The organism is Elusimicrobiota bacterium, assembly GCA_041658405.1.
Lineage (GTDB): Bacteria > Elusimicrobiota > UBA5214 > JBBAAG01 > JBBAAG01 > JBBAAG01.
The window spans coordinates 1-3,110 of sequence record JBBAAG010000146.1; the positions used below are offsets into that span (position 1 = coordinate 1).

Genomic DNA, 3,110 nt, shown 5'->3' on the forward strand with positions numbered 1-3,110 from the left:
ACGCAAAGCTCTTATTGGTTATCCTGGTGAAACACCGACGCTAAACGCTACGAATGCTGACCGTGGTGTTGCCTGGGGTGCAAACTATAGCCCGTATGGCCGGTATAATTATTTTACCTTTGCAAAACTTCGAATTTTAGGCGGGACGCAGGCATTCGGTATTTGGGGAGACTATGTCCGGGTTGTTGGTAACAGCATGGAAGACATGCGTGCTGACGCCTGGACCGGGGTCGTTATGGTAGACAATTCCCAGCAAATTCAAGTGCTCGGCAATTTGTTCAAAAACTGTGGGTATGACAGCTATAAGCATAACGTTTACATTAAAACGCATGCAAACTATGTGACTGGTGACAAGAGTATTGATTATGTAACGGTGGGGTGGAACGAGTTTGATTCTCCATATGCCGGAAGCGATAATCGAGGTGGAGCAATTTTCGTTAGTCGTGCCTCGGATAGTGGTTCAAAGAATGTCGATCATATTTATGTTCACTCCAATTACTTCCATGGCGGGAACATGGAGCATATTTATACCGGTGATACCACTCCACACAACGGGGACATTTGGATCTATAACAATATTTTACGTGAGAATACCAACGGTTCAGGCGGAATGTATTTCGCCTGGGGGACACGTAATGTTTATCTCTACAACAACACCTTCTATGGCCTTACCGGGGGTGGAGTAATGATGGCTATTACAGGTACCGCTCAAGTCATATCGCGCAACAACATTTACAGAAGTTTAGGAGCCGCTAACGTGGGTATAGAAACTTATCAGGGCGCTACATTTAACAGCCAAAATGATCTTTATTATGGTGCTACTGTTCCCTCTGGCGGGGGAATCACTGTGTCAGGCGCAAAAACAACAGACCCATTGTTTGTTTCGGCCTCAGATTTAAGTTTACAAGCAAACAGTACTGCCATTAATGCAGGTCTTAATACTGTTAGTAGTTATGTAGTCAATGATTATAATGGTATTGGAAGGCCACAGGGCGCAGGTTACGATTTAGGAGCTTTTGAATATGGCTCCGGTGGCGGTACAACCCCTCCTCCTCCAGGCGACACCACAGCCCCGTCCGTACCAGCCAACCTTTCCGCCACAGCTGTATCAACTTCTCAAATTAATCTTTCCTGGTCAGCTTCCAGTGATGCTGTTGGAGTATCTGGATATAGAGTTTACCGTAACGGTACTCAAATTAATACCACTGCAAATACCAGTTATTCCGATACCGGTCTTTCCGCTTCTACCTCTTATACTTATTCCGTTGCAGCTTACGATGCGGCCGGAAATGTTTCTTCGCAAAGTTCTTCTGTTTCGGGGACTACACAAACACAGGTTGTTTTACCGGTTATTTCTAATTTGACAGGATCTAATACTACTGCCACTACAACACGTATTTCTTGGGATACTAATGTTGCAACCAATGGCCAAGTCTTTTATGGGCTGACATCTTCTTATGGACAACAATCAACTGTTGTTAATAGCAATCCAAGGACCACCAGCCACACGGTAACTTTATCAAACTTAACACCGTCAACATTTTATCATTTTCAAGTCAGGTCAATTGATGCCAGCAATAATACTGTTACTTCTTCTGATTTTACTTTTACCACGTTAGCTGCGCCTCTTCCTCCATCTCCGGTAATTTCTTTCTTCACCGCGTCTCCAACTTCTATTACATCCGGACAGTCTTCCACTTTGACTTGGTCTGTCTCTAACGCCACATCCCTGTCCGTTAATCAAGGGGTTGGCACAGTTACCGGATCATCCAGATCTGTGTCTCCAACGGTTACCACTACATATACTTTAACTGCCACTGGGGCAGGAGGAACAGCTACCGCTCAAGTAACGGTGACTGTAGGAGGAGGTAGTACTCCAACCAGCACTCCGCCTGTAATAGCATCATTTACCGCAAGTAATGAAAGTATTGTTGCGGGGGACAGCACCGCCTTGTCTTGGACAATAACGGGCAATCCTACTCCGACAGTTTCAATCAGTGGGGGTGTTGGAACACCGGCCGGAAGTTTGGCCAGCGTATCCCCAACGGTTACCACTACATATACTTTAACTGCCACTAACAGCGCCGGTTCGGCAACCGCACAGCTAACTGTATCGGTTACACCGTTCTCTGGGGGCTCCGGTGGAGGTGGTTCCGGTGGTGGTGGCTCAGGCGGAGGCGGCTCAGGTGGTACCATTTCAACTTCAACCCCAGGAACGATTGTCTTTATCCCGCCCATGTCTACTCCCGGAATTAAAGAAATTATTTCTGCCGTTATTCGTTTAATTAATATTGACGGAACTTATTATTTGATTAAAAATAATCAACGTTTCGGAATAACCAATCCCGGAATGTTAAGCTCATATGGGTTTACTTTTATAATGGCCAAAGAGCCTACCGCAGAAGATTTAGCTTTGCCTGACGGTCCATTACTAACCCCGGGAGACGGTAGTTTGGTAAAAAGTAAAGAAGACCCGACAATTTATCTAATTTCCAAGCAGAAAAGATATGCCTTTACCTCAGCAAAAGTATTCTTAAGCCTAGGTCATAAATGGTCTTCTGTGTTGACGGTAACAAATCCCGAACTGCAGGTTTTATTAAAGGGTGACAACCTCAACAATGAGCAAGCAGCTCATTTACCCGGTACGGATATCGTTGTAGACGGAACAATCTATTGGATCGGCGAAGACAATATGCTTCACGGTTACCCGTCTTTGGAAGTATATAATTCTTGGCATATTCCAAATGACTTTACCAAAGTTGTAAAAGCAAATGCCGCAGACCAACTTATGCCGATAGGGGAATTGGTAACCATGAGAGTTTTGGAGTAGGCAATTTTAATCTTTTTTCAGGTAGTGTTTAAACAATGAATGGATTTAACAAAGGCGAACAGCAAAAATTTCGGGAATTAAATTCCCCGGCAAAAATTCAAGGCTATTTGAATTCGTTAAAATTCAATTTTGAAAAACGCGGGGACACTTGTATGTCCCCGCGTTTTGTTATAAAAAATAAAACCGCACACTGTATGGAAGGGGCAATGTTTGCGGCCGCAGCTTTGGAGTTTTTGGGTTTTAAACCTTTGGTAATGGACTTGCGTGCAGTAAAGCATGA

2 protein-coding genes are annotated in these 3,110 nt (G+C 44.3%); both read left to right on the forward strand.

Going from position 1 to position 3,110, the window contains the following annotated elements; all coding sequences use genetic code 11:
• The coding region (locus WC955_13315; protein MFA5860034.1) for a fibronectin type III domain-containing protein at positions 1-2,830 on the forward strand (2,830 nt) is incomplete at its 5' end.
• Between the two features lie 35 nt (positions 2,831-2,865).
• Positions 2,866-3,110: hypothetical protein (locus WC955_13320; protein ID MFA5860035.1), on the forward strand; the 245-nt coding region annotated here is incomplete at its 3' end.